Origin of the sequence: Burkholderia sp. AU33545 (assembly GCF_020419685.1) — a bacterium.
GTDB lineage: Bacteria > Pseudomonadota > Gammaproteobacteria > Burkholderiales > Burkholderiaceae > Burkholderia > Burkholderia diffusa.
Map to the genome: position 1 here is coordinate 501,158 of NZ_JAIZRQ010000006.1, position 23,336 is coordinate 524,493.

Consider the following 23,336-nt stretch of genomic DNA (forward strand, 5'->3'; position numbering starts at 1 on the left):
CCTGACGCATGAACCGCCCCGATCCCGACCAACTCCTCGACAAGCTGCAGCGAGACGAAGAAAAGCAGCGGCGCGGCCAGCTCAAGATCTTCTTCGGTGCGTCCGCCGGCGTCGGCAAGACCTACGCGATGCTGCAGGCCGCGCGCCAGCGGCTGCAGGATGGTGTCGACGTCGTCGTCGGCATCGTCGAGACCCACGGCCGCGGCGAAACCGCCGCGCTGCTCGACGGCCTCGACGTGCTGCCGCTCGCGCGCATCGACTATCGCGGCCGCACGCTCGCCGAATTCGATCTCGACGGTGCGCTCGCGCGTGCGCCGCAACTGATCCTCGTCGATGAACTCGCGCATTCCAACGTGCAGGGCGCGCGTCACCTGAAGCGCTGGCAGGACGTCTACGAACTGCTCGACGCGGGCATCGACGTGTACACCACCGTCAACGTCCAGCATCTCGAAAGCCTGAACGACGTGGTCGGCGCGATCACCGGCATCCGCGTGTGGGAAACCGTGCCAGACCGCGTGTTCGACGCGGCCGACGAGGTCACGCTGGTCGACCTGCCGGCCGAGGAACTGCTCGCGCGGATGCGCGACGGCAAGGTGTATCTCGCGCAGCAGGCCGAGCGCGCGGTGCGCAATTTCTTCCGCAAGGGCAACCTGATCGCGCTGCGCGAACTGGCGCTGCGGCGCACGGCTGACCGCGTCGACGCGCAGATGCGCGAATACCGCGCCGACCGTTCGATTCAGCGCATCTGGCAGGCGCGCGAGCGGCTGCTCGTGTGCGTCGGGCCCGGCCCCGAGGCGCCGACGCTCGTGCGCGCGGCCGCGCGGCTCGCCGCGAGCCTGAAGGCCGACTGGATCGCCGTCTATGTGGAGACGCCGCGCCTGCAGCGGCTGCCCGACGCGCGGCGGCAGCGCACGCTCGACGCGCTGAAGCTCGCGGTCGAGCTCGGCGCGGAGACGGCCACGCTCGCCGGCGACGACGCGGTCGCCGCGCTGATCGGCTATGCGAAGGTGCGCAACGTGTCGAAGCTCGTCGCGGGCGGCTCGCCGAAGGTCGGGCTCGCGCGCCGCTTCGCGCGGCCATTCGGCGAAAAGCTCGCCGAGCGTGCGGGCGACGTCGACCTGATGCTGATCCGCGCGTCGGCGAGCGACGAAGTGCGCGCGGCGCCGCTCGACGCGCGTGCACGCGACTGGCGCGACGCGTTCGCGCAATTCGGCATGCGGCGATCGCCGCCGCGTCACTACCTGTACGCGGCCGCGATCTGCGCGGCGATCACCGGCGTCGCGAGCATCGTGTCCGAGCGGCTCGACCTGACGAACCTCGTGATGCTGTATCTGCTCGGCGTCGTGTTCTCGGCCGTGCGGCTCGGGCGTGGCCCGGGCGTGCTGCAGTCGTTCCTGTCGGTCGCCGCGTTCGATTTCTTCTTCGTGCCGCCGCGCATGTCGTTCTCGGTCAGCGACACGCAATACCTGCTGACCTTCTTCGGGATGCTGCTGACGTCGCTCGTGATCAGCCACCTGACGTCGACGCTGACGCGCCAGGCGAGCATCGCGCAGCGCCGCGAGCGCCGCACCGGCGCGATCTACGCGATGGCGCGCGAGCTCGGCGCGGCGTTGACGACCGAGCAGATCGTCGAGATCGGCAGCCGCCACGTGGGCGAGGTGTTCCGCGCGCGCGTGGCGTTCCTGCTCCCAGACAGCGCGGACAAGGTGCGGCAGAAGATCGAGGAGCCCGATGCGGCCGTCACGCTGACGGGCGCCGATCTCGACAGCGACGTCGGCCAGTGGGTGTACGACCAGCAGAAGCCGGCCGGCCGCGGCACCGACACGCTGCCCGCGACCGCCGCGCTGTACCTGCCGCTGAAGGCGCCGATGCGCACGCGCGGCGTGCTCGCGGTCGCGTCGCGCGACCCGGGGGAGCTCGAGGTGCCCGAGCAGCTGCGGATGCTCGATGCGTTCGCCGCGCAGATCGCGCTCGCGCTCGAGCGCGTGCATTACGTCGAGATCGCGCGCGACGCGCTCGTCAACATGGAATCCGAGCGGTTGCGCAACTCGCTGCTGTCGGCGATCTCGCACGATCTGCGCACGCCGCTCACGACGATCGTCGGCTTCTCGTCGATGCTCGCGAACGGGCGCGCGGCCGCGCAGGGCGGCGACGCGGCGGCAGCCGAACGTTTCGCGCAGCGCGAGGGCGAACTCGTCGACGCGATCCACGACGAGGCGCTGCGGATGACGGGCATCGTCACGAACCTGCTCGACATGGCGCGGCTGCAGGCCGGCAGCCTGCAGCTCAAGCGCCAGTGGTCGCTGCTCGAGGAAACCGTCGGCGCCGCGCTCGCCGCGTGCAAGCGCGTGCTCGCGCGGCATCCCGCGCGCGTGTCGCTGCCGGCCGACCTGCCGCTCCTGCAGATGGACGCGGTGCTGATGGAGCGGCTGTTCACCAACCTGTTCGAGAACGCGGCGAAGTACACGCCGCCCGATACGTCGATCGACATCGGCGCCGAGCGCGTGACCGACGACGGCCAGCCGTTCGTGCGCGTGCACGTCGACGATCACGGCCCGGGCCTGCCGGCCGGCATGGAAACGCGGATCTTCGACAAGTTCACGCGCGGCGAGAAGGAATCGGCGACGCCGGGCATCGGGCTCGGCCTCGCGATCTGCCGCGCGATCGTCGAGGCGCATGGCGGTAAAATCGGCGCGCTCAACCGTACCGCACCCGACGGCCGCGTGACGGGCGCGCGCTTCTGGTTCACGCTGCCGGTCGACACGCCGCCGGCCGTGCCTGCCGTACCCGACGACGAAATCGACGTGCCCGGCGCATCGTCCCCCTCCGAGCCATTGCCAGACCATGAGTGAACCGAGCCTGACCGTCGTCCTGATCGAGGACGAGAAACAGATCCGCCGCTTCGTGCGCGCCGCGCTCGAAGAGGAGGACATCGCCGTGTTCGAGGCGGAGACGGGCAAGCAGGGGCTGATCGACGCGGCGACCCGCAAGCCCGATCTCGTGATCGTCGATCTCGGCCTGCCCGACACCGACGGCCTCGACGTGATCCGCGAGCTGCGCGGCTGGTCCGAGGTGCCGGTGATCGTGCTGTCCGCGCGCACGCAGGAAGAGGAGAAGGTCGCCGCGCTCGACGCGGGCGCAGACGACTATCTGACCAAGCCGTTCGGCGTGTCCGAGCTGCGCGCGCGGATCCGTGCGCAACTGCGCCGGCGCAACCAGGGCGGTGCGAACGAATCGCCGAAGGTGGGCTTCGGCGGCGTGACCGTCGATCTCGCGCTGCGCCAGGTGTGGCGCGACGGCGAGATCGTGCACCTGACGCCGCTCGAATACCGGCTGCTCGCGACGCTCGTGCGGCATGCGGGGCGCGTGCTCACGCACCGTCAACTGTTGCGCGACGTATGGGGGCCGTCGCACGTCGAGAGCCATCACTATCTGCGGATCTACATGGCGCATCTGCGCCAGAAGCTCGAGCGCGATCCCGCGCAGCCCGAGCACATCATTACCGAAACGGGCGTCGGCTACCGGCTCGTCGGCGCTGCGTGACGTCCGCGGCATGCCGCGTGATGCGGCCCGAATGCAAGGCCGCACGCCGGTGAAGTTGCATCGGCGCGACATTGCGGCCGCATGCGCCGGCCGCGCACACCGGCCACGGATTCCCCGCTATGCTGATCGTTCCGCGAACGAAACCGAGGAGCGTGCCATGTCCGTCCGTCTCGTCGTCATCAGTGCGCTGGCGCTTGCCGCGCCCGGCGCGTTCGCGCAGCCGCTGCCGCCCGGGCAGCAGCCTTCGGCCCCGCAGCAGGCGCTGGCCAATCCGGCGTCAGTCAATTGCGAAAAGCTCGGCGGCCGCCACGTGATCCGCAACCTGCCGAGCGGGCAGGTCGGCATGTGCGTGTTCAAGGACGGCCGCGTGTGCGACGAATGGGCGTTGTACCGCGACGACCGCTGCATCGGCGGTGGCGGCGCCAAGCGCGTGTCGAACTGAGACCGGGCGCGGCAGGGCGGGCGTGGCCGCGCCATGCGCCGGCCTGCCCCCATTCATCCCCGTTCGCCCCCGAGGCCGGTGCATCCGGCATGCCTGTAAGCGTCTTGTTATACTCGGCGCCGCCCGGGGACGACCCCGGGTCATTCGCTTCAACGGGGACGGCCCCATCCGATCCGGAGTATGTCGAGATGGCGTGGGTATTGTTGTTGATTGCCGGTTTGCTGGAAGTGGCCTGGGCGGCCGGCATGAAATCGTCCGAGGGTTTCACGAAGCTGGGACCGTCGGTGTTTACGATCGTGACGGCGCTCGCCAGCTTCGGGCTGCTCGCGGTCGCGATGCGCCAGTTGCCGCTCGGCACCGCGTATGCGGTGTGGACGGGCATCGGCGCGGTTGGCGCGTTCGTGTTCGGGATCGTGATGATGGGCGAGGCGCTCACCGCCGCCCGCGTCGCGAGCGCGTCGCTGATCGTGCTCGGGCTGGTCGGCCTGAAGCTGTCGTCGGCTGCCTGACGCCGACGCGCCGGGCGCCGGCCGGCGTCCGCGCCCTGCCGTGACGCACTGCGGAATTGCGGCGGCCCTCCTGCCAGCCTGTCTATAATGGAACGGATTCGGGCCTGAATGTCGCCGTGCCGTTCTCGGCACGCGGCGCCGGTCGCCACGCGCCGCGCGGCCGGTCGTACCGACTCGATCCGATCAATCGGCAAAGCGCACGGAAAAGTGCAAGGAGAGGGCCATGATCGAAGCCATTTCGCTCGGCGCGGGGCTCGCGTGGGCGAGCGGGCTGCGCCTTTACCTGACGGTGCTGATCGCCGGCGTGCTCGCGCGGGTCGGCTGGCTCCATCTGCCGGACACGCTCGCGGTCCTGATGTCGCCGTGGGTCATCGGCGCCGCCGCAGTGCTCGCCGTCACCGAATTCCTTGCCGACAAGATTCCCGCGTTCGATTCGCTGTGGGACGCGGTGCACACCTTCATCCGCATTCCGGCCGGCGCGGTGCTGGCCGCCGGTGCGCTCGGCCATGCCGACCCGACCGTGCTCGCGGTCGCCGGGCTGGCCGGCGGTTCGCTCGCCGGTGCCGCCCACGTCGCGAAGGCCGGCACGCGCGCGCTGATCAACCTGTCTCCCGAGCCGATCTCGAACTGGGTCGCGTCGTCCACCGAGGACGGCCTCGTGTTCGGCGGCCTCGCACTCGCGTTCTTCGTTCCGCTCGCGTTCCTCGTCCTGCTCGCGGCGTTCATCGCGGCGTCGGCCTGGGCGCTGCCGCGTTTGTGGCGCGGCGTGTCGGGCGGCTTTCGCGGGATGGCGAACCACATGGTGTCGCGGCTCAATTCGATCGGGGGCAAGCGCGATTGAAGGCGCCGTCACCCGTCGAGCGGCAGCACGCTGACCCGTCGCCGGCCGGGCGGCCCGGCCATGCCGGCCGCTTCGGCTGGCACGATCTGATTCGCCAGGCCGCGCGGATGACCGCGCGCGACTGGCGCGCCGGCGAACTGACGCTGCTCGTGCTCGCGCTGGTGCTCGCGGTCGCCGCGCTGACGAGCGTCGGCTTCCTCGCCGACCGGCTGCGCCAGGGGCTCGAGCGCGACGCGCGCCAGATGCTCGGCGCCGATTTCGTCGTGCGCGCCGACCATCCCGTCGATCCGTCGTTCGACCGCGAGGCGCGCGCACTCGGGCTGCGTACCGCGACGACCGCAATTTTCCCGAGCATGATCGCATCGGCCGCCGGCGGGCAGGCGAGCGACGCGGCGCCGGCGCGCCTCGCGGCCGTGAAGGCCGTCTCGCCGGGGTATCCGCTGCGCGGCGCGGTCGAGATCGTGCCGGCCGGCACGACCGTCGCGCACAAGGCGACCGCGATTCCCGCGCCCGGTACCGTGTGGGCCGATCCCGCGCTGCTCGACGCATTGCATCTGAAGGCGGGGGACACCGTGCGTGTCGGGCTGCGCACGTTCGCGGTGGCCGCGTCGATCTCCCGCGAACTCGATCGCGGTTTCTCGTTCGTCAATTTCTCGCCGCGGCTGATGATGCGCGCGGACGAGCTCGCCGCGACTGGGCTCACCGGTTACGGCAGCCGCGTCACGTACCGGCTGCTCGTGGCCGGCGACACACCGGCCGTCGCGCGCTTCGAGGCCTACGCGCACGTGCGCGTCGACGGCGGCAAGCTGCGCGGCGTCGGTCTCGAATCGTTGCAGGAAGGCCAGCCGCAGGTGCGCCAGACGCTCGATCGCGCACGCCATTTCCTGACCCTCGTCGCGCTCCTCACCGCGCTGCTCGCGGCGGTCGCGATCGCGATGGCCGCGCAGCGCTACATGCGGCGCCATCTGGACGGTTGCGCGACGATGCGCTGCCTCGGCGTGAGCCGTCGCACGCTCGGCGCGCTGTTCGCGCTCGAATTCGCCGGCATCGGCATCGTCTCGGGCGTCGCCGGCGCGGTGCTCGGCTACGCCGGCCACTGGGCGCTCCTCGCGGCGATCGGCGGCCTGATCGACGTCGTGCTGCCGCCGCCCACGCCTTGGCCCGCGCTCGTCGGGATCGGCGCCGCGCTCGTGCTGCTGCTCGGCTTCGCGCTGCCGCCGCTTGCACCGCTCACCCGCGTGCCGCCGGTACGCGTGCTGCGGCGCGACTGGGGCGACGCGTCGCGCACGGCCTGGGCTCTGTACGCGCTCGGCGTCGTGCTGTTCGCGGGGCTGCTGATCGTCGCGGCAGGCAACCTGAAGCTCGGGCTGATCGTCGCGGGCGGGTTCGCGGGCGCCTTGGTCGGCTTCTCGCTGATCGCGCGGCTCGCGCTGTACGCGGCGGCGCGCGCGGTGCGCGATGCGCGCGTGGCAGCGGGCGTCGGCTGGCGCTATGCGCTCGCGTCGCTGCACCGGCGCGGCACGGCCAGCGCGCTGCAGATCACCGCGCTCGCGCTGGGCCTGATGTGCCTGCTGCTGATCGCGATCACGCGCAACGACCTCGTCGCGGGCTGGCGGCAGTCGACGCCGCCCGATGCGCCGAACCAGTTCCTGATCGACATCCAGCCCGACCAGCGCGACGACGTCGCGGCATGGCTCGCCGCGCACGGCGTACGCGACGCGGTGCCCGCGCCGATGGTGCGCGGCCGGCTCGTCGCGATCAACGGCAAGCCGGTGAACCCGGACGCGTATCCGTCGGACGAGGCGCGCCGGCTCGTCGACCGCGAGTTCAACCTGTCGTATACGACCGAGCTGCCGTCGGACAACCGGATCGTCGCCGGCGACTGGTTTGGCCGCTCGGCCAGCCCGCAGATCTCGATCGAGGCCGGGCTCGCGAAGACGCTGAACGTGAAGCCGGGCGACACGCTGCGCTTCGACGTGACGGGGCTGACGGTCGATGCGCCGATCACCAGCGTGCGCAAGCTCGACTGGGGCTCGTTCCGCGTCAACTTTTTCGTGCTGATGCCGCCGCCCGTGCTGAAGGATTTCCCGGCCGTCTACCTGACGAGCTTCCACCTGCCGGCCGAGCAGGCTGCGCTGCTCGATCCGCTGATCGCGCGCTACCCGAACCTGACCGCGATCGACGTTGCACCGATCCTCGCTCAGTTGCAGCGGATGATGCTGCAAGTGGTCGGCGCGGTGCAGTTCCTGTTTGCGTTCACGCTCGCGGCGGGTGTGCTCGTGCTGTACACGGCGCTCGCCGGCTCGCGCGACGAGCGCGTGCGCGAGGCTGCGCTGCTGCGCGCGCTCGGCGCGTCGCGCGCGCAAATCAATGCCGTGCAGCGCGCGGAATTCATCGTCGTCGGCGCGCTGGCCGGCGCGCTGGCGTCGGCCGGTGCGATCGCGGTCGGCTGGGTGCTCGCGTCGCGCGTGTTCGACTTCCGGCTCGCCGTCGATCCGTGGCTCGTGCCGGCCGGCATCGCGGCCGGCGTCGCGTGCGCCGGTGCGGCCGGCTGGCTGAGCCTGCATAATGTGTTGCGGCGCCCGGCGCTGCAGTCGCTGCGCGACGCCTGAGCGTCGCCGGCGGCCCCGACTATCCCGTTTCCGATTATCCGTATGACCGATGTGAATGATGAGGCGCCGTCGCAACCGACGGCGTTCGAACTCGTGGGCGGCGAAGCCCGCGTGCGCGAAATGGTGGACCGCTTTTACGACCTGATGGACCTCGAGCCCGAGTTCGCGGAGATTCGCGCGCTGCATCCGGCGTCGCTCGACGGCTCGCGCGACAAGCTGTTCTGGTTCCTGTGCGGCTGGCTTGGCGGCCCCGATCACTACATCAGCCGGTTCGGCCATCCGCGGCTGCGCGCGCGGCACCTGCCGTTCCCGATCGCGTCGGTCGAGCGCGATCAGTGGCTGCGCTGTATGGCGTGGGCGATGGAGGACATCGGGTTGGCCGAGCCGCTGCGCGAACGGCTCATGCATTCGTTCTACGACACGGCCGACTGGATGCGCAACCGGCCCGGTTGATCGACCGGTACGCCGCTGTCCGGACGCCGGACGATCTGCGTCTGGGCGCCTGGCCCGTGCGGCGCGACACTGACCGCTTCCCCATCGATACGAGGCTCGCCCGATGACGACCCACGCACTGTTTCGTGAAGATGCCTATCTGACGCAATGCGAGGCCGTCGTCGCGGCCGTCGACGATGACGGCATCCGCCTCGACCGCACCGTGTTCTATCCGCTTGGCGGCGGGCAGGCCGGCGACAGCGGCACGCTGACGCTGCCCGACGGCAGCACGATCACGATCGCCGACACGCGCAAGGCGAAGTTCGACGGTGCAACGCCCGACGATGCCGTGCACGTGCCTGCGAAGGGCCAGGAAGCGCGCGTCGCGGCGCTCGCCACCGGCGCGCGCGTGGTCGCGGACATCGACTGGCTGCGCCGCTACCGGCACATGCGGCTGCATACGGCCGCGCACCTGATGTGCGCGGTGCTGCCGTACCCGGTCGACGGCTGCAGCGTGACAGCCGACTACGTGCGGCTCGATTTCGCGACGTCGGACGCGATCGACCGCGTCGACGTCGAGCGCCGTCTCGCGGCGCTGGTCCACGGCGCGCATGCGGTCACCACCGAATGGATCACCGACGCCGAGATGGCCGAGCGGCCCGACCTCGTGCGCACGATGAGCGTGAAGCCGCCGATGGGGCTGGGCCGCGTGCGGCTGCTGCGCATCGAAGGCGTCGATCTGCAGCCGTGCGGCGGCACGCATGTGCGCAATACGTCGGAAATCGGCGACCTGCGGGTCGCCAAACTTGAAAAGAAGAGCGCGCGGACACGGCGCCTCGTACTGGAGTTTGCATGACGGTCGAAAACCTGACGGAAAGTGCCGCGGCGCTCGATCCGCAAGCGCGCGAGATTCTCGATTTCTGGTTCGGCGAGCCGGGTTCGGTCGAGTTCGGCCACGCGCGCAAGGTGTGGTTCAACGGCGGTGCGGCGTTCGACGAGGTACTGCGGACGCGCTACGGCGCCTTGCTCGACGCCGCGTGCGACGGCGCCCACGATCAATGGGCCGACACGCCGCTCGGCGCGCTCGCGCTGATCGTGGTGCTCGACCAGTTCTCGCGCAACATTCATCGCGGCACGCCGCGTGCGTTCGCCGCCGATTCGAAGGCGCTGGCGCTCGCGCGGCGCGTCGTGGCGGCAGGGTGGGACGCGCAATTGCCGAGCGGCCATCACCGTGCCTTTGCGTACCTGCCGTTCGAACATGACGAGTCGGACGAGAGCCAGCGCGAGGCAGTGCGCCTTTGCGCGGGCATTCGCGGCGAGGCCGGGTGCGAGAGCTATCACCACTTCGCGTTGCGTCATGCGGCCGTGGTCGAGCGCTTCGGTCGTTTTCCGCACCGGAACGCGATTCTCGGCCGTGTGTCGACCGATGCGGAGACGGCATTCCTGCGCGAGCCGGGCTCGTCGTTCTGACGTGCGGGGGGCGGCGGCGGGCGTGAAAGCGCGCTTGAGCGCCGCTTGCCTGGCCTCCCGGAAATGACGACGGCGCCGTTTCGCGGCGCCGCCTTGCATTACTGCGTCTCGTGCTCTTCGGGGGTGCGCACGTAGACGCGCAGCAGTTCCTCGTCGTCGCCCGGGCGAGCGCCGGTCCAGAACAGTTTCCAGTCGCTGCCCGGCGCCGGATCGACTGACCGCACGCCCTGGACGATCATCCACGTGCAGCGTGTCGTCTTCGCGTCGTCGATCGGCGTGTGCTGGATACCGGAGAAGTAATACAGCATCGGCGCTTCCGATTCCCCGAGCCCGTGCAGGCTCGCCATGCAGTCGCCGTCGCTCCATTCGAGGGCGATATGCGCATTCAGGTCGTCGAATACCGACCGGTAACTCTTCGCGACGTCGAGCCACGGCAGCAACAGCGTATACACGAGGCCCCACGCAACCACAGCACCCGCGCCCCACGACAGCGCGCCGCGCCAGAGGCCGGTCGTGCGCAGCTTCGGCAGCAGCCACAGCCAGCCGGCCGTCAACACGAGCGCGCCGACCACGAGCCCGGGCACGATCGGCATCGTCCAGTCGAGCGGCAGCCATCGGCCGAGCGGCGCGAGGCCTGCACGCGATGCACCCGGATCGGCCATTACTGCCCAGATCCCCCACGCGAGCGCGACGACGGTGCCGAACAGCAGGCGGCTCAGGTAATCCCATGCAAGATGCAGCCCGCGCGGCAGGCGCTCGATCGCCTGTGCGGCAACCAGCGCGAGCGGCGCGAAGAACGGCAGGATGTAGAGCTGGCGCGAGGTCGCGGACACTTGCAGTACCGCGAGGCCAATCCCGGCGAACAGGACGGGCAGCGCGATGCGCGGCGTGCGCCACTCGCGCCATGCGCCGCGTGCCAGCGCGACGATCGCGAGCGGCGCGACCGGGAAGCCGAGCAGCAGGAACGCACGCAGGATGAAGAACGGCTTGTCGTTTTCCGCGCCGAGTTCCGGCACCGAGAAACCGAAGAAGCGGCCGACGTTGTTGTCCCAGAACCAGGTCATGAACAGCGTCTCGGAACGCAGGAACAGCGCGGTCGGCCAGATGAGCGCGAACGGTGCGAACACGAGCGCGGCGACGCCGAGCGAGCGCGCGAACGCACGTGTACGGCAGGCAGGGTAGAGCACCAGCGCGCCCGTGAGCGTGGCCGCGAACACGAGCGGCACGAACAGCCCCTTTGCCATCAGCGCGATGCCGACGCCCACGCCGAAGATCGGCGCGGCCCAGCGGCCGGACGGCCGCACCGGCAGCCCATGCCGCATCTGGCGCGCGCGCGCGACATGCTGCATCACGAGCTCGAGCAGGCCGCAGAAGCCCATCGCGGTGCCCGCGAACAGCGCGACGTCCGTCATCATGTCGTGCACGTGCTTGACCACGACGAGCGTGCTCGCGCTCAGCACGACGGGGCCGATCACGCGCAGGTCGAGCCAGCTGTCGGCCCGGCTGGCACTGCGTGCCGCGCGTGCGATGAAGCCGAACGCGAGCGCTGCGAACAGCGCGCTCGCGAGCCGTGCCGCGTCGTGCAGCGGCATCACCCGCTGCAGCAGCCACGCGAGGCTCGTCGCGACCCACGCGTAAAGCGGCGGCTTTTCCATGAACGGCTGGCCGGCGTTGGTCGGCACGACGAAGTCGCCCGTCTCGAGCATGTGCTGGATGATGCCGAACGTATAGGTTTCGTCCTGCTTCCACGGATCGTGGCCGAGCACGCCCGGCAGCGTGTACGCGCAGACCAGCGCGGCAACCAGCAGCCAGACGCGCCAGCCGAGCCGGACGACGCGATCGCCGGCCGCATCCGTCGCGGCGGTGCCGGCCACGGCAGGCGTGCCGGCTGCATGGAGCGTCGCGCTGAGGTCGGGATCGGCGGCTGATCGGGCGTGCGTGGCCGAAGCGGGCACGGACGTGCGTCGCCGGCGGCCGGGCGCTGCGGTTCCTGGCATGGAAAAGATCTCGGTCGGGTCAAGCTGGTCCGGCGACATGGGCCGGACCCAGTAAGGGTCGCATCAAGGCGAGATGACAGCCGGATGACCGGCTGTTTTTGGCTTGGCGCTAGTAAAGCACGGAACTGTTACGGATGTTTACTGAAATGGTCACGATATTGTGGAGATTTGTGGTGTCGTGACCACGGACCGCTTCAGCCGGCCCGTTTTCCCGCCTTCTGGGGCGCGATTACCGGCCGCCGCCGACGTCGAGCAGGGCGCCCGTCGTGTATGACGCCGTGTCGCCGAGCAGCCAGACGATCGCTTCCGCGATCTCTTGCGCCTCGCCCGCACGGCCGAGCGGGGTCTGCGCGCCGAGGCGTGCCGCGCGGCCGGGCTGGCCGCCGCTCGCATGGATATCCGTCTCGATGAGGCCGGGCCGCACCGCGTTGACGCGCACGCCGTGCGGCCCGAGTTCCTTCGCGAGGCCGATCGTCAGCGAATCGACCGCGCCCTTCGAGCCCGCGTAGTCGACGTACTCGTTCGGCGAACCGAGCCGCGACGCGATCGACGACACGTTGACGATCGCGCCGCCGTGCCCGCCGCGATCGGTGGACAGCCGGCGCGCGGCTTCGCGCGCACACAGGTAGGCGCCGAGCACGTTGGTATCGAACATCCGCCGCAGCCGGTCGACCGGCATGTCGGCGAGCGGCATCGACGGCGCGACGATCCCTGCATTGTTGACGAGCGCGTCGAAGCGACCGAACGCCGCCACCACGGTGTCGAACATCGCGATGACGTCCGCTTCGTTCGCGACGTCGCCGGCCACGACGCACGCGCGAGCGCCGGCGTCGCGAACGGCTTGCGCGGTCAGTTCGGCTGCCGCCGCGTCGCGTGCGTAGTTGATGCCGACGTCCCAGCCGCGCTCGGCCGCGAGCACGGCGGTCGCGCGGCCGATGCCGCGGCTCGCGCCGGTGATGAGGACGGCCTTGCGCTCGGACGACGGTGCGGGCATCGCGTGCGGCTCCCGATAAACGTTACTTGGCTGCGTCCGGCGCCCACTTGTCGCGGACGGGCGGCTGGTAGCGGCGCAGCTGTTCGATCAGCGCGACCGGTTCGGCGTCGATGCACAACGCGTCGAAGTAAGTCGGGCGCATGAAGCCTTCGTCGACCGTATGGCGCAGCAGCGCGATCAGCGGATCGTAGAACGAATCGATGTTGTACAGCGCGACGGGCTTGCGGTGATAGCCGAGCTGCGCCCAGGTATAGACCTCGAAGAATTCCTCGAGCGTGCCGGCGCCGCCGGGCATTGCGACGAACGCATCCGCGAGGTCGGCCATCATCTTCTTGCGGTGGTGCATGTCGGGCACGACGTGCAGCTCGGACAGCCCGGTGTGGCCGACTTCCTTGTCGACCAGCAACTCGGGGATCACACCGACCACATGGCCGCCGGCCGCCATCACTTCATCGGCGATCACGCCCATCAGGCCGACGCGGCCGCCGCCGTAGACGAGCGTGAGGCCCGCATCGACGAGCGCGCGGCCGAACGCGCGCGCGGCGTCCGCATAGACGGGCCGCACGCCGGACGACGAGCCGCAGTAAACACAGACTGCCTTCATTGTTTCGTATCCTTCGCGGCGGGCTTGGCGGCGACCGGGCTGCCCGCCGGGCGCGGCGAACCGTCGCGCGGCGGCAGGTAGTCGGTGAACTGGCGCTTGGGCAGCTTGCCGGAGACGAGATCGTCGAACAGCTGGCGCGAACGGCCGCGCAGGTACGGGGCCATGACCGAGATCACATGCATGCTCACCTGGTGCAGCTCTTCGCGGATCGCGTCCTGGTCGTTGTATTTGCGCGGGTGCATCACGTACTGATACGACAGCCAGTAAGTCGAGATCACGGCCATGTTGGTGGCGATGACCTCGATCTCGGCGGGCGTCGCGACCATTTCGGCGTCGGACACGAGCAGCTCGCACATGTCGTGCGCGAAGCGCACCTTGTGGCTGATGATCTGCTTGAAGTGCGTCTCGAGCGTGCGGTTGCGCGCGAGCAGGTCGTTGAGGTCGCGATACAGGAACCGGTAGGTCCACATGAAGTCGGCCATGTACTGCAGGTACGACCAGGTTTCGTCGATCGTCGGACGGTGATCTTCGGGAAAGCGCAGCCGCCGTTCGATCTGCTGCTCGAACTGCGCGAAGATGCTGTTGATGATGTCGTCCTTGTTGCGGAAATGGTAGTACAGGTTGCCTGGACTGATTTCCATTTCCTCGGCGATCGTCGTGGTCGTGACGTTCGGCTCGCCGATCTCGTTGAAGAGTTTCAACGACAACTCGAGAATCCGTTCGCGGGTGCGGCGGGGAGGTTTCGCTTCCATGTCGTCCGGCCCTGTGTGTGCCGGACTGGCGGGCGCTGCAATCGATGCTGCGAGATTCGTCCGGCGCGGGTTGCTGTTCTAAGTCTAGCGGACGATTATAAACCGCTGTTTCCTGACAACGGGCGCATTTCGTGATCGCGGCGCGTTCCCCGCGCATGGTGCACCGCCGCACGGCGGCGATGCCGCGGATGCCGCTAGAAGCCGAGCCAGCGTGCGATCACCGGGCCGAGCACGAAGCCCCACGTCGTCACGCACGCGAACAGCGCGACCGTGACCGCCGCGCTGCCGAGATCCTTCGCGCGCTTCGACAATTCGTGGCGCTCGAGCGAGATGCGATCGATCGCGGCCTCGACGCTCGAATTCAGCAGCTCGACGATCAGCACGAGCAGCACCGACGCGATCAGCAGCGCGCGCGATGCGGCGGGGACCGGCGAGAACGCACCGATCGGCAGCATCAGCGCGGCGAGCGTGAGCTCCTGGCGAAACGCGCTCTCCTCGCGGATCGCGACGCGAAACCCGTTCAGCGAATGCTTGAGCGCGTACCACGCACGCGTGATGCCGCGGTGGCGCTTGTACGGGTTCGGCGGCAGCGGCGCGAGCCGATCGTCGGGGCCGAGCGGTTCGTGCGGGTGCACGTCCGCGTCGGCGTGCGGCTCTTCTTCGTCGAACGGACGATGTGGTTGCGCCGTCGTGGCAGGGGGCGGGGTCTTGTCGTTCAGGTCTCGTTTCAAACGGCGGCACCTTCGGCGGGCGAGTACGCAGTCTTCGGCAGCGGTTTCAGATGCGACGCGAACTGCTCGGACGCCGCGCGCCACGAAAAGCGCTCGGCCCACGCGCGGGCAGTCTCGCGTTCGATCTTGAGCGCCTCGAGGCAGGCTTCCTGCAGGTCTTCGTGCATCGCGCCGGCATCGCCCCCGCCGAGCACGTCGATCGGGCCCGTGACCGGGTACGCGGCGACCGGCGTGCCACACGCGAGCGCCTCCAGCAGCACGAGGCCGAACGTGTCGGTGCGACTCGGGAACACGAACACGTCGGCCGCAGCATACACCTTGGCGAGCTCGGCTTGCGACAGGACGCCGAGATAGTTCGCTTCCGGATAGCGCGATTTCAGCTCGGCGAGCGCCGGACCTTCGCCCGCGACCCACTTCGAGCCGGGCAGGTCGAGGCGCAGGAATGCCTCGACGTTCTTCTCGATCGCGACGCGGCCCACGTACAGGAAGATCGGCCGCGCGGTATTGAGCACCTTCGACTCCATCGGCCGGAAGATGTCGAGGTCGACGCCGCGCGTCCACAGCACGACGTTCGTGAAGCCGAACTTCTCGAGGTCCTGCTTCACGACCGGGGTCGGCGCCATCACCGCGAGCGACGGGCCGTGGAACCAGTGCAGGAACTTGTAGGTCGCCGACAGCGGAATGCCGAAGCGCGCCTGCACGTATTCAGGAAAGCGCGTGTGGTACGCGGTCGTGTACGGCAGCTTGCGTGCGCGCGCATAGCGTCGCGCGGCGAGGCCGAGCGGGCCTTCGGTCGCGATGTGCAGCGCGTCGGGTGCGAACGCATCGATCCGGGCGCGCAGCTTGCGGTACGGCAGAATCGACAGGCGGATCTCGGGATAGGTCGGGCAGGGCACCGTGCGGAATTCCAGCGGCGTCAGCATTTCGACCCGGTGGCCGAGCGCGGTGAGTTCGCGGGAGGTGCTCTTCAGCGTGCGCACGACGCCGTTGACCTGCGGTTCCCACGCGTCGGTGACGATCATGATCTTCATCGCGGCATGTGTCCTGTAAGTGGAGTTGTGTCAGGCGGTGGCCTTGGCCTTGCGCGAAGGGGCAGCGGACGGCGCGGTGCGCATCGCCGTCCAGTAGACGATCTTCAGTTCGCCTTCCATCGTTTCGACGAGCGCGGACAGGCTTTCGACCCAGTCGCCGTCGTTGCAGTACAGCACGCCGTCGATGTCGCGGATCTCCGCCTTGTGGATGTGCCCGCACACGACGCCGTCGCAGCCGCGGCGGCGCGCTTCGTCGGTCATCACGGTCTCGAACTGCGAGATGAAGTTCACCGCGTTCTTCACCTGATGCTTCAGGTACTGCGACAGCGACCAGTACTGGAAGCCCAGCCGGCTGCGGATCCGGTTGAACCAGCGGTTCAGCACGAGGATCAGCGTGTAGAGCGTGTCGCCGAGATACGCGAGCCATTTCGCGTGCTGGATCACGCCGTCGAACAGGTCGCCGTGGACAATCCACAGGCGCTTGCCCGCGAGCGTCGTGTGAAATGCCTCGCCCCGCACCTGGATGTCACCGAACGCGAGGTCGCAGAACTGCCGCGCGCCTTCGTCGTGGTTGCCCGGAATGTAGACCACCTGCGTGCCCTTGCGCGCCTTGCGCAGGACCTTCTGCACGACGTCGTTGTGCGCCTGCGGCCAGTACCAGCCCTTCTTCAGCTGCCAGCCGTCGATGATGTCGCCCACGAGGTACAGGTATTCCGAATCGTTGTGGCGCAGGAAGTCGAGCAGATACGGCGCCTGGCATCCGCTCGAGCCGAGATGGATATCGGACAGCCAGATCGTGCGGTAGCGATGGGCGGACGGCTCGGGGTCGTCGTGCTGCCTGGCGTGCGCGGCCGTCGGCTCGTTCGACGAAAGGGCATCGGTTGCGGCCGAGCCGGACAGGAAGGCGGTGACGGCGCGGGCGCCGAGGGGTTGACGGAACAGGGAGGTCGCGGACGTTTTCTGGCCCATGCATGACTCGCGCCGGTTGACATTACCGGCATTGCGCCATGCGGGCGTGACCATGCCGTGACAGTCACGAGACGTTCTTATTACTGTCGTTCCGCCATGTTTAGCAGTGAATGCGGCGGCGTTGCGCAATCTGCCGAACCGACCGCCTTTGCGATGATCGGGCACGCCGAGCGGGGTGGCTGTGACGGTGCCTTCAAGGGATTTCGTCTGACGGATGCGCCGACGCGCGGAACCGGTCGCGCTCGCGCGGACCGCGCGAGCGCGTCAGCGCGTCAGCGCGGAATCGCGACGACGCGCGTGCGGGCGATGCGGTCGTGCGGGAATTGACGATCAGCGTGCAGGCGGGCGGCGCCGGCCCATGCGACGATCCACGCGGCAGCCAGCGCGAGCGTGACGGGCACCGACAGGCCGAGGAGCGGATGCAGCGCGAGCGGCGGCAGGAACCACAGCCACCCGAGCGCGTAGCGGACGAGCGCATGGCCGGCGTTCAGCGGCTGGCCGCTGGACGATTCGAGCCGCAGCCGCCAGGTCTTCATCGGCAGCGTCTGGCCGCCGTGGGTCCAGAACCAGACGAAGTACCCGCCGACGACGAGCGCGATCCACGCGGCGAGGAGGTTGTGATGAACGAGGCCGTTGCGCTGCTGCGTCGCGAGGCTGAATGCGAGGCCGGCGAAGAACACGATGCCGAACAGCAGCACGGCTTCGTACAGCATCGCGGCGAGGCGCCGCCGCACGGACGGCACGGCGAAGACGGCCGGGGCCTGGGGTGCGGGGGCGCTCGCCACGTCGGGTCAGGAACCCTTGAACATCGACGGCGCGTCGGCCGGCGAGACGGGCGTGACGGTCGCGGGTGCGGTGCCGGACGTGGATGATGCCGCCACGGGCGGTGTGCCGGCGCCGGCCGTAGCGGGCGCCGATGCCGGCGCGGCGTTGCTCGCCGGATGCTCGTGCGAATTGACGAGGCGGCGCACATCGCGGTCGGCGACCGTCGGCGGCGCGCTGACGACGCTCGGTCGGCGACGGCGCTCGGTCGCGGCCAGGCGCTCCTTCTGTTCTTCGGGAAGTTGCTGGTAGGCCTTCCACGCACGCTCGCGCGCCTGCGCGGACAGCTCCTTCGCGCTCTGGTAATTCTCACGCGCGACGCGGCGCTGCTCGGGCGTCATCCGCACCCACTCGGACATCCTGTCCTGCAGGTGCTTCTGCTCATCGGGCGTCAATTTCGCGAAACGTGATGCGATCTTCAGCCATTTGCGCTTGCGAGCGTCGCTGAAGCCGTCCCACTGGTCGGCGAACGGCGCGAGTGCCGAGCGTTGCGCAGGCGTCAGGCGCGCCCACGACAGCGGGCCGTTGGCGGCCGGCAGCGGCAGGGGCAGCGGGGCGAGTTCGGTGGTCAGCCCGGCGGCGGCCGAGGTCGGCGCGGGCGCGCTGCTGGCCGCCGCGGAGACCGTCGCGGCGGGCGGGTTGAATCGGGAATAGGTGGCGACGTAGGAAACGGCGATCGCGATCACGCATCCGAAAAATACGGCCAGGCCGCGTTTCTGACTCACCCGTGCGATCCCCTCGTTATTCTCTGTTAGCGTGCGTGCGAAAGATACGCGTTGAACCCGTGATCGAGATACGCGTTGAGCGGCAGGTCGTCGCTGAGCATCGCCGCGTCGATGTCGGCGAGTTCGGCGGTGCGCTGCATGTCTTCCCAGTACGCGATGCCGACGAGCCCCGCGAGCAGCAGCGCGAGCGGCCAGGCGCGCAGCAGGCGGCGCGCGAACGACGTCTGCGGGCGACTCGCAGGCGGCGTGCCGTATGCGGCGGCGGCACCGGCGAAGGCGGGCACGAACACCGGCGCGGTCGCGGGTTCCGGCTTCTTGCGCGCGAGCGCGGCCCCGCGCGCGGCGGCCAGACGGTCAGTGGTCGCGGCAGGCAGCGCCGCGGCACGTTCGTCCAGCGCGCGGCGGACCTTCAGCGCGAATTCGTGTTCTCGATTTACGGGAGCGGAGCTCATAGCGTGATTCCTTTGGCCTTGAGCGCTTGCGCCAGGGTGTGGGTGGCTCGCGAGCAGTGCGTCTTGACGCTGCCTTCGGAGCACCCCATTGCGGCGGCAGTCTCGGCGACATCCATATCTTCCCAATAACGCATCAGGAACGCTTCCCGTTGACGCGTCGGAAGTTTCTGGATTTCTGCGTCGATCAGGGCCAGAACCTGCTCCCGCTCGAGGCGGTGCTCGGTGCTCTCGACGCCCGCGTTGTCGTCCGCGGACTCGAGCGTTTCCAGCGGATCGAAGTCCTCGTCGTCCGTGTTGTTGAGCGACGAAAAGAGCGTGACCCAGGTATTGCGGACCTTTTGCCGGCGGAACCAGTCATGGATCGCGTTCTGCAGGATCCGCTGGAACAGCAGCGGCAGCTCGGCCGCCGGCCGGTCGCCGTACTTCTCCGCCAGCTTGATCATCGCGTCCTGCACGATGTCGAGCGACGCATCGTCGTCGCGCACGGCGTACGCAGCCTGCTTGAACGCGCGCCTTTCGACGCCCGCCAGAAAGTCGGCGAGTTCCTTGTCTGATGCCATTCCGTAAAGGTATGCGCTGCGGACTGCGGCGTGTGAAAGGTCGAAAAATTTCGTAAAACCCGCGGATGCTAACAAATTTTCGCGCGACTTGGCACCGGTGACGGCTCGGTACGTTGCGCGCGAGCAGCGTCCGCGGGCCGCCGGGCGGGGCGCATGATGCGCTGCGGGATATTTTGCTTGACGACCCAATCATGACCCGCTATCGTCAATGATTCGCAACATGAAGTGATGGTCTCATTTGAGGCTGGCCCAAGAAGCCCGCCCTTCAAACTGGACGCGCCGCTTGAACCCGAGCCACAAGCCCGGCAGAGAGCACCCGATCAATTTTTTGCCGAAAATTCGAAAGGTCAAAATGAACATGCCCAGCGCGGAATTCTCCACGTCGGAACCCCTTTCCCCTCCCGATAGCGACTCCATCGGCGCCACCGTGCTCATGAAAGCACTGGCCGACGAGAACGTCGAATTCATCTGGGGCTATCCCGGCGGCTCGGTACTCTACATCTACGACGAGCTTTACAAGCAGGACAAGATTCAGCACGTGCTGGTGCGCCACGAACAGGCGGCCGTGCACGCAGCCGATGCGTATGCGCGTTCCACCGGCAACGTCGGCGTCTGTCTCGTGACGTCCGGCCCCGGTGTCACCAATGCGGTGACCGGCATTGCAACGGCCTACATGGATTCGATCCCGATGGTCGTGATCAGCGGCCAGGTGCCGACTGCCGCGATCGGCCAGGACGCGTTCCAGGAATGCGATACGGTTGGCATCACGCGTCCGTGCGTGAAGCACAACTTCCTCGTGAAGGACGTGCGCGACCTCGCGGAAACCGTCAAGAAGGCGTTCTACATCGCCCGCACCGGCCGTCCGGGCCCGGTGCTGATCGACATCCCGAAGGACATCTCGAAGACGCCGTGCCAGTACGAGCCGGTCAAGAGCGTGTCGCTGCGCTCGTACAACCCCGTCACGAAGGGCCATTCGGGCCAGATCCGCAAGGCCGTGTCGCTGCTGCTGTCGGCGAAGCGTCCCTATATCTACACGGGCGGCGGCATCATCCTCGCCGACGCGGCGCGCGAACTGAACCAGTTCGCCGACCTGCTCGGCTACCCGGTCACGAACACGCTGATGGGCCTCGGCGGCTATCGCGCATCGGACAAGAAATTCCTCGGCATGCTCGGCATGCACGGCACGTACGAAGCGAACATGGCGATGCAGCACTGCGACGTGCTGATCGCGATCGGCGCCCGCTTCGACGACCGCGTGATCGGCGACCCGGCGCACTTCGCGTCGCGTCCCCGCAAGATCATCCACATCGACATCGACCCGTCGTCGATCTCGAAGCGTGTGAAGGTCGACATCCCGATCGTCGGCGACGTGAAGGAAGTGCTGAAGGAGCTGATCGAGCAACTGCAGACGGCCGAGCATGGCCCCGACACCGAGGCGCTCGCGCAATGGTGGAAGGACATCGAGGACTGGCGCTCGAAGGACTGCCTGAAGTTCGACCGCGAAAGCGAGATCATCAAGCCGCAGTACGTGGTGGAGAAGGCGTGGGAGCTGACGGACGGCAACGCGTTCGTGTGCTCGGACGTCGGCCAGCACCAGATGTGGGCGGCGCAGTTCTACCGTTTCAACAAGCCGCGTCGCTGGATCAATTCCGGCGGCCTCGGCACGATGGGCTTCGGCCTGCCGGCAGCGATGGGCGTCAAGATGGCGCACCCGGACGACGACGTGCTGTGCATCACGGGCGAAGGCTCGATCCAGATGTGCATCCAGGAACTGTCGACCTGCCTGCAGTACGACACGCCCGTGAAGATCATTTCGCTGAACAACCGCTATCTCGGCATGGTCCGCCAGTGGCAGCAGATCGAATACAGCAAGCGCTATTCGCATTCGTACATGGATGCGCTGCCCGATTTCGTGAAGCTCGCCGAAGCGTACGGCCATGTCGGCATGCGGATCGAAAAGACCTCGGATGTGGAGCCGGCGCTGAAGGAAGCGCTGCGCCTGAAGGACCGCACCGTGTTTCTCGACTTCCAGACCGATCCGACCGAAAACGTCTGGCCGATGGTACAGGCCGGCAAGGGCATCACCGAGATGCTGCTCGGATCGGAAGATCTGTAACGGCGCGACGCGCGCCGGGGCCGAGGCGGCCGCCTTCACGAAGGGCGGTGCGGCACCGGGCGGCGCGCGGCGCGAGTGAATCGACACGGACACATTCTGGAAGAAGCGAACATGAGACACATCATTTCCGTCCTGCTGGAAAACGAACCGGGCGCGCTGTCGCGCGTGGTCGGTCTGTTTTCCGCACGCGGCTACAACATCGAAACCTTGACGGTGGCGCCGACCGAAGACCAATCGCTGTCGCGGCTGACCATCGTTTCCATTGGCTCTGACGACGTGATCGAACAGATCACGAAGCATCTGAACCGCCTGATCGAGGTGGTGAAAGTGGTGGACCTGACCGACGGTGCACACATCGAACGCGAGCTGATGCTGATCAAGGTACGAGCAGTGGGCAAGGAGCGCGAAGAAATGAAGCGGATGTCGGATATTTTCCGCGGCCGCATCATCGACGTGACCGAAAAGACCTACACGATCGAATTGACGGGCGCGAGCGACAAGCTCGACGCATTCATCCAGGGGCTGGACGCGACCGCGATCCTAGAGACCGTGCGCACCGGCAGCTCCGGCATCGGACGCGGCGAGCGCATCCTGAAGGTGTGATGCCAGACAGGCACGCCGGGTGCGCCGTCATGTCCCGGCCCGCAGTACTCCATCTGAACGAATTGTTGAATTTTTGAATTGGCGAAGGAACCATCATGAACGTTTTCTACGATAAAGACGCTGACCTCTCCCTCATCAAGGGCAAGCAAGTCACGATCATCGGCTACGGCTCGCAAGGCCATGCACACGCACTGAACCTGAAGGACAGCGGCGTGAACGTGACGGTCGGCCTTCGCAAGGGCGGCGCGTCGTGGAGCAAGGCCGAAAACGCAGGCCTGTCGGTCAAGGAAGTCGCGGAAGCGGTGAAGGGCGCGGACGTCGTCATGATGCTGCTGCCGGACGAGCAGATCGCCGACGTGTACGCGAAGGAAGTGCACGCAAACATCAAGCAGGGTGCCGCACTGGCATTCGCACACGGCTTCAACGTCCACTACGGCCAGGTGATCCCGCGCGCCGACCTCGACGTGATCATGATCGCGCCGAAGGCACCGGGCCACACCGTGCGCGGCACGTACTCGCAGGGCGGCGGCGTGCCGCACCTGATCGCGGTTGCGCAGAACAAGTCGGGCGCGGCACGCGACATCGCGCTGTCGTATGCGGCAGCGAACGGTGGCGGCCGTGCCGGCATCATCGAGACGAACTTCCGTGAAGAGACCGAAACCGACTTGTTCGGCGAGCAGGCCGTGCTGTGCGGCGGTACCGTCGAGCTGATCAAGGCAGGTTTCGAGACGCTGGTCGAAGCGGGCTACGCGCCGGAAATGGCGTACTTCGAGTGCCTGCACGAACTGAAGCTGATCGTCGACCTGATCTACGAAGGCGGCATCGCGAACATGAACTACTCGATCTCGAACAACGCCGAGTACGGCGAGTACGTGACGGGCCCGCGCGTCGTCACGGAAGAGACGAAGAAGGCGATGAAGCAGTGCCTGACCGACATCCAGACGGGCGAATACGCGAAGAGCTTCATTCTCGAGAACAAGGCAGGTGCGCCGACGCTGCAGTCGCGCCGCCGCCTGACGGCCGAGCACCAGATCGAGCAGGTCGGCTCGAAGCTGCGCGCGATGATGCCGTGGATCGCGAAGAACAAGCTCGTCGACCAGACGAAGAACTAAGCACCACGTGCTGTTCCGG

Annotated in this window: 23 protein-coding genes; 12 read left to right on the top strand and 11 right to left on the bottom strand. The window is 68.1% G+C overall.

The window, feature by feature from the left end; translation table 11 throughout:
- The first annotated feature begins 8 nt into the window (after nucleotides 1-8).
- The 9 genes from LGM71_RS22500 (at nucleotide 9) to LGM71_RS22540 (ending at nucleotide 9,849) form a co-directional block, all read left to right on the top strand.
- A complete protein-coding gene (locus LGM71_RS22500; RefSeq protein ID WP_226116444.1) occupies nucleotides 9-2,852 on the top strand; it encodes a sensor histidine kinase in 2,844 nt (947 codons plus the stop codon).
- Nucleotides 2,845-3,543, top strand: coding sequence for a two-component system response regulator KdpE (gene kdpE, locus LGM71_RS22505; RefSeq protein WP_124626846.1), 699 nt, complete (start codon nucleotides 2,845-2,847; stop codon nucleotides 3,541-3,543). Before LGM71_RS22500 ends, kdpE begins: the two co-directional genes overlap by 8 nt.
- A gap of 157 nt (nucleotides 3,544-3,700) precedes the next feature.
- The gene (locus tag LGM71_RS22510) at nucleotides 3,701-3,985 is read left to right on the top strand and encodes a DUF333 domain-containing protein (protein WP_059689393.1); all 285 of its coding nucleotides are present in this window, start codon (nucleotides 3,701-3,703) and stop codon (nucleotides 3,983-3,985) included.
- A 188-nt stretch (nucleotides 3,986-4,173) separates the two neighbouring features.
- Nucleotides 4,174-4,494 (top strand): quaternary ammonium compound efflux SMR transporter SugE, encoded by a 321-nt coding sequence (gene sugE, locus LGM71_RS22515; RefSeq protein WP_059533257.1) that lies wholly within the window; start codon nucleotides 4,174-4,176, stop codon nucleotides 4,492-4,494.
- Between the two features lie 223 nt (nucleotides 4,495-4,717).
- Entirely contained in the window at nucleotides 4,718-5,335 is a 618-nt protein-coding gene (locus LGM71_RS22520) for a DUF4126 domain-containing protein (RefSeq protein ID WP_059600405.1), read from the top strand.
- A gap of 107 nt (nucleotides 5,336-5,442) precedes the next feature.
- Complete coding sequence (locus LGM71_RS22525) at nucleotides 5,443-7,947, top strand: ABC transporter permease (RefSeq protein WP_226116476.1); 2,505 nt, start codon at nucleotides 5,443-5,445, stop codon at nucleotides 7,945-7,947.
- A 42-nt stretch (nucleotides 7,948-7,989) separates the two neighbouring features.
- Nucleotides 7,990-8,400, top strand: a complete 411-nt coding sequence (locus LGM71_RS22530) for a group II truncated hemoglobin (protein ID WP_059533253.1) — start codon at nucleotides 7,990-7,992, stop codon at nucleotides 8,398-8,400.
- A 103-nt stretch (nucleotides 8,401-8,503) separates the two neighbouring features.
- The gene (locus tag LGM71_RS22535) at nucleotides 8,504-9,235 is read left to right on the top strand and encodes an alanyl-tRNA editing protein (protein WP_151051550.1); all 732 of its coding nucleotides are present in this window, start codon (nucleotides 8,504-8,506) and stop codon (nucleotides 9,233-9,235) included.
- Complete coding sequence (locus LGM71_RS22540; RefSeq protein ID WP_226116445.1) at nucleotides 9,232-9,849, top strand: DUF924 family protein; 618 nt, start codon at nucleotides 9,232-9,234, stop codon at nucleotides 9,847-9,849. The genes LGM71_RS22535 and LGM71_RS22540 overlap by 4 nt, the downstream gene beginning before the upstream one ends.
- A 98-nt stretch (nucleotides 9,850-9,947) precedes the next feature.
- Here the strand turns inward: LGM71_RS22540 and LGM71_RS22545 are convergent, their stop codons facing one another.
- The 11 genes from LGM71_RS22545 to LGM71_RS22595 all read right to left on the bottom strand — a co-directional run bounded on the left by LGM71_RS22545 (nucleotide 9,948) and on the right by LGM71_RS22595 (nucleotide 19,486).
- Nucleotides 9,948-11,846: an ArnT family glycosyltransferase gene (locus LGM71_RS22545; RefSeq protein ID WP_226116447.1), complete on the bottom strand. Its 1,899-nt coding sequence runs from the start codon at nucleotides 11,844-11,846 to the stop codon at nucleotides 9,948-9,950.
- Nucleotides 11,847-12,075: 229 nt separating this feature from the next.
- A complete protein-coding gene (locus LGM71_RS22550) occupies nucleotides 12,076-12,840 on the bottom strand; it encodes an SDR family oxidoreductase (RefSeq protein WP_226116449.1) in 765 nt (254 codons plus the stop codon).
- Between the two features lie 22 nt (nucleotides 12,841-12,862).
- Entirely contained in the window at nucleotides 12,863-13,444 is a 582-nt protein-coding gene (locus LGM71_RS22555) for a TIGR00730 family Rossman fold protein (protein WP_059600411.1), read from the bottom strand.
- Nucleotides 13,441-14,196, bottom strand: a complete 756-nt coding sequence (locus LGM71_RS22560; protein WP_059600412.1) for a TetR/AcrR family transcriptional regulator — start codon at nucleotides 14,194-14,196, stop codon at nucleotides 13,441-13,443. Before LGM71_RS22560 ends, LGM71_RS22555 begins: the two co-directional genes overlap by 4 nt.
- Before the next feature lie 194 nt (nucleotides 14,197-14,390).
- On the bottom strand, nucleotides 14,391-14,927 hold the full coding sequence (locus tag LGM71_RS22565) for a diacylglycerol kinase (protein WP_059600413.1): 537 nt from the start codon (nucleotides 14,925-14,927) through the stop codon (nucleotides 14,391-14,393).
- On the bottom strand, nucleotides 14,924-15,958 hold the full coding sequence (locus LGM71_RS22570) for a glycosyltransferase family 4 protein (RefSeq protein WP_059533238.1): 1,035 nt from the start codon (nucleotides 15,956-15,958) through the stop codon (nucleotides 14,924-14,926). The genes LGM71_RS22565 and LGM71_RS22570 overlap by 4 nt, the downstream gene beginning before the upstream one ends.
- Nucleotides 15,959-15,988: 30 nt before the next feature.
- On the bottom strand, nucleotides 15,989-16,927 hold the full coding sequence (locus LGM71_RS22575; protein WP_124626855.1) for a UDP-2,3-diacylglucosamine diphosphatase: 939 nt from the start codon (nucleotides 16,925-16,927) through the stop codon (nucleotides 15,989-15,991).
- Nucleotides 16,928-17,199: 272 nt separating this feature from the next.
- Nucleotides 17,200-17,640: an RDD family protein gene (locus tag LGM71_RS22580; protein WP_409360403.1), complete on the bottom strand. Its 441-nt coding sequence runs from the start codon at nucleotides 17,638-17,640 to the stop codon at nucleotides 17,200-17,202.
- Nucleotides 17,641-17,718: 78 nt separating this feature from the next.
- Nucleotides 17,719-18,474: a DUF3106 domain-containing protein gene (locus tag LGM71_RS22585; RefSeq protein ID WP_124626859.1), complete on the bottom strand. Its 756-nt coding sequence runs from the start codon at nucleotides 18,472-18,474 to the stop codon at nucleotides 17,719-17,721.
- Between the two features lie 26 nt (nucleotides 18,475-18,500).
- Nucleotides 18,501-18,926, bottom strand: a complete 426-nt coding sequence (locus LGM71_RS22590) for a DUF3619 family protein (RefSeq protein WP_124903381.1) — start codon at nucleotides 18,924-18,926, stop codon at nucleotides 18,501-18,503.
- A complete protein-coding gene (locus tag LGM71_RS22595) occupies nucleotides 18,923-19,486 on the bottom strand; it encodes an RNA polymerase sigma factor (RefSeq protein WP_124626863.1) in 564 nt (187 codons plus the stop codon). The genes LGM71_RS22590 and LGM71_RS22595 overlap by 4 nt, the downstream gene beginning before the upstream one ends.
- 352 nt (nucleotides 19,487-19,838) lie before the next feature.
- Between LGM71_RS22595 and LGM71_RS22600 the strand changes: the two genes are divergently transcribed.
- The 3 genes from LGM71_RS22600 to ilvC all read left to right on the top strand — a co-directional run bounded on the left by LGM71_RS22600 (nucleotide 19,839) and on the right by ilvC (nucleotide 23,317).
- Entirely contained in the window at nucleotides 19,839-21,602 is a 1,764-nt protein-coding gene (locus LGM71_RS22600) for an acetolactate synthase 3 catalytic subunit (RefSeq protein WP_124626865.1), read from the top strand.
- A gap of 111 nt (nucleotides 21,603-21,713) precedes the next feature.
- A complete protein-coding gene (gene ilvN / locus LGM71_RS22605) occupies nucleotides 21,714-22,205 on the top strand; it encodes an acetolactate synthase small subunit (RefSeq protein ID WP_034207977.1) in 492 nt (163 codons plus the stop codon).
- 95 nt (nucleotides 22,206-22,300) lie between these two features.
- On the top strand, nucleotides 22,301-23,317 hold the full coding sequence (gene ilvC / locus LGM71_RS22610; RefSeq protein ID WP_059533228.1) for a ketol-acid reductoisomerase: 1,017 nt from the start codon (nucleotides 22,301-22,303) through the stop codon (nucleotides 23,315-23,317).
- The last annotated feature ends 19 nt before the right edge of the window (nucleotides 23,318-23,336 follow it).

Bases quoted from the DNA above. Each gene is read 5' to 3' on its own strand.
- LGM71_RS22500 (WP_226116444.1), top strand. From the start codon at position 9: ATGAACCGCCCCGATCCCGACCAACTCCTCGACAAGCTGCAGCGAGAC.
- kdpE (WP_124626846.1), top strand. From the start codon at position 2,845: ATGAGTGAACCGAGCCTGACCGTCGTCCTGATCGAGGACGAGAAACAG.
- LGM71_RS22510 (WP_059689393.1), top strand. From the start codon at position 3,701: ATGTCCGTCCGTCTCGTCGTCATCAGTGCGCTGGCGCTTGCCGCGCCC.
- sugE (WP_059533257.1), top strand. From the start codon at position 4,174: ATGGCGTGGGTATTGTTGTTGATTGCCGGTTTGCTGGAAGTGGCCTGG.
- LGM71_RS22520 (WP_059600405.1), top strand. From the start codon at position 4,718: ATGATCGAAGCCATTTCGCTCGGCGCGGGGCTCGCGTGGGCGAGCGGG.
- LGM71_RS22525 (WP_226116476.1), top strand. From the start codon at position 5,443: ATGACCGCGCGCGACTGGCGCGCCGGCGAACTGACGCTGCTCGTGCTC.
- LGM71_RS22530 (WP_059533253.1), top strand. From the start codon at position 7,990: ATGACCGATGTGAATGATGAGGCGCCGTCGCAACCGACGGCGTTCGAA.
- LGM71_RS22535 (WP_151051550.1), top strand. From the start codon at position 8,504: ATGACGACCCACGCACTGTTTCGTGAAGATGCCTATCTGACGCAATGC.
- LGM71_RS22540 (WP_226116445.1), top strand. From the start codon at position 9,232: ATGACGGTCGAAAACCTGACGGAAAGTGCCGCGGCGCTCGATCCGCAA.
- LGM71_RS22545 (WP_226116447.1), bottom strand. From the start codon at position 11,846: ATGCCAGGAACCGCAGCGCCCGGCCGCCGGCGACGCACGTCCGTGCCC.
- LGM71_RS22550 (WP_226116449.1), bottom strand. From the start codon at position 12,840: ATGCCCGCACCGTCGTCCGAGCGCAAGGCCGTCCTCATCACCGGCGCG.
- LGM71_RS22555 (WP_059600411.1), bottom strand. From the start codon at position 13,444: ATGAAGGCAGTCTGTGTTTACTGCGGCTCGTCGTCCGGCGTGCGGCCC.
- LGM71_RS22560 (WP_059600412.1), bottom strand. From the start codon at position 14,196: ATGGAAGCGAAACCTCCCCGCCGCACCCGCGAACGGATTCTCGAGTTG.
- LGM71_RS22570 (WP_059533238.1), bottom strand. From the start codon at position 15,958: ATGAAGATCATGATCGTCACCGACGCGTGGGAACCGCAGGTCAACGGC.
- LGM71_RS22575 (WP_124626855.1), bottom strand. From the start codon at position 16,927: ATGGGCCAGAAAACGTCCGCGACCTCCCTGTTCCGTCAACCCCTCGGC.
- LGM71_RS22580 (WP_409360403.1), bottom strand. From the start codon at position 17,640: ATGCTGTACGAAGCCGTGCTGCTGTTCGGCATCGTGTTCTTCGCCGGC.
- LGM71_RS22590 (WP_124903381.1), bottom strand. From the start codon at position 18,926: ATGAGCTCCGCTCCCGTAAATCGAGAACACGAATTCGCGCTGAAGGTC.
- LGM71_RS22595 (WP_124626863.1), bottom strand. From the start codon at position 19,486: ATGGCATCAGACAAGGAACTCGCCGACTTTCTGGCGGGCGTCGAAAGG.
- LGM71_RS22600 (WP_124626865.1), top strand. From the start codon at position 19,839: ATGAACATGCCCAGCGCGGAATTCTCCACGTCGGAACCCCTTTCCCCT.
- ilvN (WP_034207977.1), top strand. From the start codon at position 21,714: ATGAGACACATCATTTCCGTCCTGCTGGAAAACGAACCGGGCGCGCTG.
- ilvC (WP_059533228.1), top strand. From the start codon at position 22,301: ATGAACGTTTTCTACGATAAAGACGCTGACCTCTCCCTCATCAAGGGC.